The following is a 7,491-nucleotide window of genomic DNA, read 5'->3' on the forward strand; positions in this document are numbered from 1 at the left end:
GACCGCCGCTCGAGTGTCCTGGTGTGAGGATCCGTCATGACATCCATGTGGGAGTGCCGGACTCTCGCGGCTGTGTCCGTGGTCCGCGTTGCTGGACGACCGGCGCGGACGGTGCCCGTGCCGGTTGCGCCGGATCCGGCGCGGCGGCGGGCTGCGACTCCGCGGCCGCGACTTCGGCGGCCGGAGGTTCGGCGCTCTCGGTGGTCGGGGCGTCCGGTGGAGTGTTGGGGCTTCGGACCGCCCGCAGGGTCGAGACGAGCCGCAGCGCGTCGACGAGACCGTGGCGGTAGGCGAGCAGGAGGAACGTGATCAGGGGCACGGTGAACGCCGCCAGAGGCGCGTTCACCGGCGCCGGAAGCCCGGCCAGTCCAGCCCCTACGGCGAGCGCGGTGCTGAGGAACAGGGCGGCGACGACCGCGAGAGCTAGCCGCTTCCCGTCGGTCCGGTCCGGCGACTCAGGGGCCTCCACCGGGAAGCGCGGCGGCGCTCCGATCGGCCCGAGCAGGTCGGTGAACCGTCCGTCCGCACTCTGCCGGGCGATGGCGGACGCCAGCGCGGCGAGTGTGTGGATGGCCTCCTCGCGCTCGGGAAGCAGTCGATCGGCGGTGCTTTCGAGGAGTGCGGCGACATCGCGTGCATGGCTGCGCAGAGCGTTGCGGGTGGAGGCCCGTGCCCCGTAGTCGCCGGCGATGTGACCTGCGGCGTCGACGACGGCCTGCCCGAGCGCTGCGGCCTTCTTGCTCAGTTCGGCGGCTTCGGGGTGCCCGGCCCCAGGCCCCAGAGCCCGTGCACAGGCGCTGAGGACGTCGAAAGAGGGAAGGAGGGCGCGGTAGCACCGCTTGACCCGGACGCCTTCCCGGGCATTGCTCACGGCCCGGACCACCAGTAGGGCGAGGACGAAGACTGCCACCATGGCACTGAATGTGACCTTGTTCTGGTGGGTGGGGCAGGCGGAGAGGGCCTCACCCGGCCCCGGTAGCCGTCCGCCGGGGATGCAGGAGCCCTGGGCGGTAGCGAGGACTGCACCGACGACCAACGCCGCCAGCATGGCGACCATCAGCAGTACCAGGGGCTTTTCCTCGGGAAGGTCGTAGGTCAGGGAACGACGCAGTCGGTCGGCGTCGAAGGGAGCCTGTTCGAGAACGCGGAGGTCTCGTGCCGCCGTATCCATGCGTTCTTCGGTGAACCGGTGGTGGAGATGGCGCAGTGGACGCCACAGAGGCGGTGGCGTGATGGTCGCCCTGCTCTCGCCGATCGTCATGGCGCACAGTTTGCCGCTTCTGCCTGGCGGTAGTTGCCCAGATCGCCTTGGAAGGGAAGTCGGACCGGCTGTCTATTTTGAGGACGTCTGCCCCCCATGCTGACTGTCGCGGATCCGCGAGGCAGTCGTGGGGGCGGTGGTACGGCGAATCCCCTCCCCGGTGGCCCGGGGGAGGGGATTCGGATGCGGTCGTTCAGCGGCCGGGCGTCGGGAAGGTGTCGGTGCGGACGGCGTCGATGAAGGACTGCCAGGTGGTGGAGGGGAACGAGAGGACAGGGCCCTCGGGGTCCTTGGAGTCGCGGACGAGCAGGGAGGGGTGGCCCTCGGCCACCTCGATGCAGTTGCCGCCGTTGTTCCCGCTGTAGCTGGACTTGCGCCACGAGATGGTGGGGTTGTCAGGCATGACGTTGAGAAGTCCTTCCCTCACACTGCGGATCAGCGCGGCGCTCTCGCGCGGGGAGAGCGCGTCCGCCTGGAGCAGATCATAGGCGCGCTGCCTGCGTTGGACGACTCTCGGATCCTCGATGAAGTGGCCCTGATCCAGGCTCTCGGAGTAGATCCGCGTCTTGCCGTCGGGTGAGGTGACCAGCGAGACGATGGTGGCGAACGGTACACGTTCGCCGAGGCTGAGGGGCGCGACCTGGAGGACGACGTTGGGGAGCTGTCCGAGCGTCAGCAGGCGTCCGAGCTGTTCATGCATGACCGCCTCGCCGCCCACGAGTGAGCGGATCGCGGCCTCGGAGTGGACGACCTTGAAGAGCGGGCCGTCCGGCGCGGTCAGGCGATGCTGGCGAGCCAGTCGAGAGGCGATGCGTTCCTCGATCAGGTCGGGGTTGCCCGCGGCGTCGCCCGATGCGAGCAGCGCGCGGGCGTAGGCCTCGGTCTGCAGGAGGCCTGAGATGTGGGCGACCTGGAACTCGCAGATCGTCGAAGCCCGCTCCTCGAACCCCGCGTAGCGCCGGAACCAGTCCGGGTGCTCCACCCGGGCGTACCAGTCGATCTCTCTCCAGAGGTCCATCAGCTGTCCGCCGGTGTCCAGCAGCCGGTCGGCCGCGAGGACGAAGTCCTCCTGCGGGTTGCGGGTGCCCGCCTCGATGCGGGAGATGTGCGGGCGGCTGCACGGGACGAGTGCGGCGAGTTCGCCCTGCGAGATTCCCTTCGCGTCGCGGAATCGCCGCAGGACGGCACCGAACACCGCTCCCGCGCTCGATCGCAGGTTCGGATGGACGGACTTCTGACGAGTCATGGTTCAGGCCCCCCTGTGTAAAGACGTTCCCTGGAACCGGCTGATCACTCGTCACCGAATTCGGAACCGTCGATGCTAAGCGTGGAACGGAACGGGCGCGCGCGCTAGTGAGTGCACGAAGCGCCCTGCCCGCGCACGGACCCCCCAATGCATCAGAAGGTGGCATCGTCATGCCCGAATCGCTTGACAGCACCCCTAGGGACCGATTCTGCTCCCTCCCGCGTCATCTCTCCTCCGCCTCCGCCGCGCGGATCGTGCTCCGGGGGTTCCTCGCGGACGTCACGGGCGGCGCCTGCTACGCCGAGGCGGCCGAGTTGATCGTGTCCGAGCTGGTCGCGCACACCGTGCGGCGTCCGCGCAGGCCGGAGCACCTGCTGATCGACGTGCTGTTCGAGTACACCGCCCCCGCCGGGCTGCGGATCGAGGTGTACGACACCGGGCTCGCCGACCGGGGGCGGGTGCCGGACGAGCCCCAGGCCGGCCCCGGTCTGCGGCTCGTCCGGGAGCTCTCGTCCGCGTGGGGGCAGGAGTTGAGCGAGGGCGAACTCGCCCACAGCCTGGTCTGGGCGCAGCTCGACCCGCCGTCCGGCGTCACCGCTTGAAGTCCTGTCCATGGACGAACGAATCGAGCACGCGCGACGTCTCTGCAGTCACTCGGTGTTCGGGGGCGAGGCGGATGTCCTGCCGGTCGCCGACCGTGAGCTGGACGCCGTCGAGGCCGACCTCACGTTGATTCGCGGCCGGGTCCTGCACGCTCGCTTCCTGGAGCAGCGGACTTCGGACGAGCGCGAGTTGGAGCTCTTCCAGCACGCGGCCCACCTCTACCGGAGCCTGGGCGACGGGCGGGGCGAGGCCGAGGCCCAGTTCTGGATCGGCACCTACCACCAGGTGGTCGAGGGCGACGACGCCGCCGCGCTGCCCGCCCTCCAGCGCTCGCGCGAGCTCGCGACGGCGACCGGCGACCGGCTCACGCTCTCCTACGCCCTGCGCCACCTCGGCATAGCCGAGCACCACGCGGGCCGGCTGCCGGCCGCCCGTGACCTGCTGGACGAGTCGACCCGGCTGCGCCGCGAACTCGCCTTCCCCGAGGGGGTGGCCGCCAACCTGGTCGGTCTCGCGTACATCGCCGCCGCCGAGGGCTGCCCCGCCGATGCGCGGGCCCTGCTCGACGAGGCCGCCGAACTGGCCGCCGGCGCCGGGGCGAAGGCCGTCCTGCACTCGATCGACGAGGCGCGGGCCGAACTCTGACCGGTACGGGCGTCGGCGCGCCGCTTCACACGCTGCGGTCGGCGAGGACCTCGCGGATCACGTGGCGGGCGTTGGCCGCCAGGGCGGGGTTGGTGGTGCGGTAGTAGGGGAGTTGGATCAGGGCGATGGACAGGGCCCAGGCGCGGCCGCGGGCCCAGGTGGCGTCGTCGGCGGCGAGCGCGGCGCGGAAGGCGGGCCGGGCCGCGGCGGGGAGCAGGTTCCAGGCGACGATCTGGTCCACGGTCGGGTCGCCGACGCCCATGACGCCGAAGTCGATGACGGCGCGCAGCCGGCGGTTGCCGAGCAGGAGGTTCCCGGGGGACAGGTCGCCGTGCATCCAGGCGGGTCTTCCGGAGTGTTCCGGTAGGCGAAGGGCCTTCTCCCACAAGGTGGTTGCCGCGTCCGTGTCGATCGATCCGCGGAGCCGGCCGATGGCGGCCCGGGTGGAGGCGTCACGGGAGGCCAGCGGCACGCCCCGGGAGCCCGGTGGGCCGTCCGCCGGGTCGACCGCGCGTAGCGCGGTGATGAACCCGGCCAGGTCCTGGGCGAGTTGGATCGGCGCGGTGGTCGCGCCGACCACCGGGTTGGCGCCGTCGATCCAGCGCAGCACCGACCACTCCCACGGGTAGCCGGCGGCGGGCCGGCCGAGTGCCAGCGGGGCGGGGATGGGGAGCGGCAGGTGCGGTGCCAGCTTCGGCAGCCAGCGCTGCTCGCGTTCGACGCTCCCGGCCGCCCACCCCACCCGGGGCAGCCGTACGGCGAGTTCGGGACCGAGTCGGAACATCGCGTTGTCCGTCCCGGAGGAGGCGACCCGTTCGAGCGGCAGCCCGGCCCAGTGCGGGAACTGGGCGGCGAGCAACCGCCGTACCAGGGCGGTGTCGATGTCCGGTTCGTCGTCATGCATCCGGGCTGCAGCGCACATGCCCGGCACTGTACTCCCGGGTTCCACGGCCGTTCACCGTATTTCGAACACCGGGGTGGGGCGGTGGCGTTCAGGTGGGGACGTCGGGTCGTGTGGGGGGCGCTCGGCGGTGCGGTCGCGCGGTGGGTGCCGCCGCGGCGGGCCGGACCGACGTCGTCCGGATCGCCGCCGACGGCCGCCCCTCCCCGACCGTCGACGGCTGAACTCCGCCGCCGCGCCACGCCCGGTCGCTCCGGGGGCGGCCGGGAGGTGTCGCCGGTCAGTGCCAGAATGCGGGGGTACGGGGAAAGCAACTCTGGAGAAGGTGACCGGCTTCGTGAGCACGCCAGACGAACAGGTGGCCCAGCAGGCCCAGCAGGCGATCGAGCGCAAGATCGCCGAGGAGCTGGGTGTCCGCGGCGGGCAGGTGAAGGCGGCCGTCGATCTGCTCGACGGCGGCGCGACCGTGCCGTTCGTGGCCCGCTACCGCAAGGAGGCGACCGGCTCGCTCGACGACACCCAGCTGCGCACCCTGGAGGAGCGGCTGCGCTACCTGCGGGAGCTGGAGGAGCGGCGCACGGCCGTCCTGGAGTCGATCGAGTCCCAGGGCAAGCTCGACGAGGCGCTGCGCGGGCAGATCCTCGCCGCCGACTCCAAGGCTCGCCTGGAGGACATCTACCTCCCGTTCAAGCCGAAGCGTCGGACGAAGGCGCAGATCGCCCGCGAGGCCGGTCTGGAGCCGCTCGCCGACACCCTGCTCGCGGACCCGACCCAGGATCCGGCGGCGGTGGCGGACGCCTATCTGAACGAGGCGGTGGCCGACCGGGCCGCCGCGCTGGAGGGCGCCCGGTCCATCCTGGTCGAGCGGTTCGGCGAGGACGCCGACCTGGTGGGCGCGCTGCGCGAGCGGATGTGGACCCGGGGCCGGGTGGTCGCCACCGTCCGTGCGGGCAAGGAGCAGGAAGGCGCCAAGTTCGCCGACTACTTCGACTTCGCCGAGCCGTACACCAAGCTCCCCTCGCACCGGATCCTGGCGATGCTGCGCGGCGAGAAGGAGGAGGTGCTGGACCTCGAACTCTCCCCCCACGACGGCGAGGAGGCCGGTGACCTCCCCGGCGCGAGCGACTACGAGCAGCGGATCGCCGCCCGCTTCGGCATCGCCGACCACGGCCGTCCGGCCGACAAGTGGCTCGGCGACACCGTCCGCTGGGCCTGGCGCACCCGCATCCTGGTGCGGCTCGGCATCGACCTGCGCGGCCGGCTCCGTCAGGAGGCCGAGGACGAGGCGGTGCGCGTCTTCGCCGCCAACCTGCGCGACCTGCTGCTCGCCGCACCGGCGGGCACCCGCGCCACGATGGGCCTGGACCCGGGCTTCCGGACGGGCGTGAAGGTCGCGGTCGTGGACGCCACCGGGAAGGTCGTCGCGTACGACACGATCTACCCGCACCAGCCCGCCAACAAGTGGGACGCCGCGCTGGCCACCCTGGCGGCGCTGGCGAAGAAGCACGGCGTTGACCTGGTCGCGATCGGCAACGGCACCGCCTCCCGCGAGACGGACAAGCTCGCCGAGGACCTCATCAAGCGCCACCCGGAGCTGAACCTCACCAAGGCGATGGTCAGCGAGGCCGGCGCCTCGGTCTACTCGGCCTCGGCGTTCGCGTCCCAGGAGCTGCCCGAGCTGGACGTGTCGATCCGCGGCGCGGTCTCCATCGCCCGCCGCCTCCAGGACCCGCTGGCCGAGCTGGTCAAGATCGACCCCAAGTCGATCGGGGTCGGCCAGTACCAGCACGACCTCAGCGAGGTGAAGCTGTCCCGCTCGCTGGACGCGGTGGTCGAGGACTGCGTCAACGCGGTCGGGGTGGACGTCAACACCGCCTCCGCGCCGCTGCTCACCCGGGTCTCCGGGATCACCGGCACGCTCGCGGACAACATCGTCGCGCACCGCGACGCCAACGGTCCGTTCCGGACCCGCAAGGCGCTCAAGGACGTCGCCCGGCTCGGTCCGAAGGCGTTCGAGCAGTGCGCGGGCTTCCTGCGGATCCCGGACGGCGACGACCCGCTGGACGCCTCCGGGGTCCACCCGGAGGCGTACCCGGTGGTGCGCCGGATCCTCGCCGGCACCGGCGGTCAGCTGCGCGAGCTGATCGGCAACAGCACCGCGCTGCGGGGCCTGCGGCCGGGGGACTTCGCCGACGAGACCTTCGGCATCCCGACCGTGACCGACATCCTCGGCGAGCTGGACAAGCCGGGCCGCGACCCGCGCCCGGCCTTCCGCACGGCCACCTTCAAGGAGGGCGTCGACAAGATCGGCGACCTGGAGGTCGGCATGGTGCTGGAGGGCGTGGTCACCAATGTGGCGGCCTTCGGCGCCTTCGTCGACGTGGGCGTGCACCAGGACGGGCTGGTGCACGTCTCGGCGCTGTCGAAGAACTTCGTCAAGGACCCGCGCGAGGTGGTCAAGCCGGGCGACATCGTCACCGTGCGGGTGACCACGGTGGACGTGCCGCGCAAGCGGATCGGGCTGACGCTGCGCCTCGACGACGAGGTCGGCCGGGAGCGCGGGGGCGACCGCGGTGACCGGGGTGACCGGGGTGACCGGGGCGGCGACCGCGGGGGCGACCGGGGCGGCCGGCAGGCGCGTCCGCCGCGCCAGGACCGGCGGGGCTCGGGCGGTGGCTCGGGTGCGGGCTCCGGCGGCTCCGGTTCGGGCGGCCAGGCCCCGCTGGGCAGCGGGGCGATGGCGGACGCGCTGCGCCGGGCCGGTCTGGCGGGCGGGTCCGGCTCCGAGGGCGGCCGCCGCTCCGGGCGCCGCTGAGGCAGCCGCCCCTGCTGGGT

Annotated in this window: 6 protein-coding genes; 3 read left to right on the forward strand and 3 right to left on the reverse strand. The window is 72.2% G+C overall.

Annotated features, from left to right (window positions below):
• Window positions 1-34: 34 nt before the first annotated feature.
• Entirely contained in the window at window positions 35-1,261 is a 1,227-nt protein-coding gene (locus tag ACFWA9_RS25065; protein ID WP_380389903.1) for a hypothetical protein, read from the reverse strand.
• 193 nt (window positions 1,262-1,454) lie between these two features.
• Window positions 1,455-2,507, reverse strand: coding sequence for a Scr1 family TA system antitoxin-like transcriptional regulator (locus ACFWA9_RS25070; protein WP_380389904.1), 1,053 nt, complete (start codon window positions 2,505-2,507; stop codon window positions 1,455-1,457).
• A gap of 170 nt (window positions 2,508-2,677) precedes the next feature.
• Between ACFWA9_RS25070 and ACFWA9_RS25075 the strand changes: the two genes are divergently transcribed.
• Window positions 2,678-3,109 carry an ATP-binding protein gene (locus ACFWA9_RS25075; protein WP_380389906.1) on the forward strand — a complete coding sequence of 144 codons (432 nt, stop codon included), beginning with the start codon at window positions 2,678-2,680 and terminating at the stop codon, window positions 3,107-3,109.
• Between the two features lie 10 nt (window positions 3,110-3,119).
• A complete protein-coding gene (locus tag ACFWA9_RS25080; RefSeq protein WP_380389908.1) occupies window positions 3,120-3,755 on the forward strand; it encodes a tetratricopeptide repeat protein in 636 nt (211 codons plus the stop codon).
• A gap of 25 nt (window positions 3,756-3,780) precedes the next feature.
• Here the strand turns inward: ACFWA9_RS25080 and ACFWA9_RS25085 are convergent, their stop codons facing one another.
• Window positions 3,781-4,677 (reverse strand): aminoglycoside phosphotransferase family protein, encoded by an 897-nt coding sequence (locus tag ACFWA9_RS25085; protein WP_380389910.1) that lies wholly within the window; start codon window positions 4,675-4,677, stop codon window positions 3,781-3,783.
• A 316-nt stretch (window positions 4,678-4,993) separates the two neighbouring features.
• On the opposite strand from ACFWA9_RS25085, the gene ACFWA9_RS25090 reads away from it, so the two are divergent.
• The gene (locus ACFWA9_RS25090; RefSeq protein WP_380389912.1) at window positions 4,994-7,471 is read left to right on the forward strand and encodes a Tex family protein; all 2,478 of its coding nucleotides are present in this window, start codon (window positions 4,994-4,996) and stop codon (window positions 7,469-7,471) included.
• Window positions 7,472-7,491 lie beyond the last annotated feature (20 nt).

It is taken from the genome of Kitasatospora sp. NPDC059973 (assembly GCF_042737525.1).
Taxonomy (GTDB): domain Bacteria; phylum Actinomycetota; class Actinomycetes; order Streptomycetales; family Streptomycetaceae; genus Kitasatospora.

Coding starts and splice junctions, on each gene's coding strand:
- ACFWA9_RS25070 (WP_380389904.1), bottom strand. CDS start 2,507: ATGACTCGTCAGAAGTCCGTCCATCCGAACCTGCGATCGAGCGCGGGA.
- ACFWA9_RS25065 (WP_380389903.1), bottom strand. CDS start 1,261: ATGACGATCGGCGAGAGCAGGGCGACCATCACGCCACCGCCTCTGTGG.
- ACFWA9_RS25085 (WP_380389910.1), bottom strand. CDS start 4,677: ATGTGCGCTGCAGCCCGGATGCATGACGACGAACCGGACATCGACACC.
- ACFWA9_RS25075 (WP_380389906.1), top strand. CDS start 2,678: ATGCCCGAATCGCTTGACAGCACCCCTAGGGACCGATTCTGCTCCCTC.
- ACFWA9_RS25080 (WP_380389908.1), top strand. CDS start 3,120: ATGGACGAACGAATCGAGCACGCGCGACGTCTCTGCAGTCACTCGGTG.